Below are 445 nucleotides of genomic sequence, written 5' to 3'. Positions count from 1 at the left end.
GTCGTGCGCGGCGGCGACCGGGTCGGGGTTGCCTTCGGGGCCTTCCGGGTTCACGTAGATGAGGCCCATCTGCACCGCGGCGAGCGGGTTCTCGAGGTGGCGGCCCTGGCTGTCGGTGCGGTCCTGCTCGTGGCCGTGCATGGCGGGGTCGGCCACCAGCGTGCCGTCGCCGGGCGTGCCCTTGCCGTAGCGCGCGTCGCCGCCGAGCCAGGTCTTCTCGCGGCCCCAGTACACGTCCTGGTCGGGTTCCCAGGTGTCTTCACGGCCGCCGGCGAAGCCGAACGTGCGGAAGCCCATGGTTTCGAGCGCCACGTTGCCGGTCAGCACCAGCAGGTCGGCCCAGGAGATCTTCTGGCCGTACTTCTGCTTGATGGGCCAGAGCAGGCGGCGGGATTTGTCGATGTTGACGTTGTCGGGCCAGCTGTTGAGGGGCGCGAAGCGCTGC

1 protein-coding gene is annotated in these 445 nt (G+C 70.1%); it reads right to left on the bottom strand.

Going from position 1 to position 445, the window contains the following annotated elements; translation table 11 throughout:
- Window positions 1-445, bottom strand: a 445-nt coding sequence (locus AC066S_RS39435; protein ID WP_478272003.1) for a peroxidase family protein, incomplete at both ends; no start/stop codon positions are given.

This window comes from Bradyrhizobium sp. CFUWI, from assembly GCF_056429085.1.
Note: the sequence above shows the minus strand (reverse complement) of the source record. Positions and strands in the feature narration are given on the sequence as shown.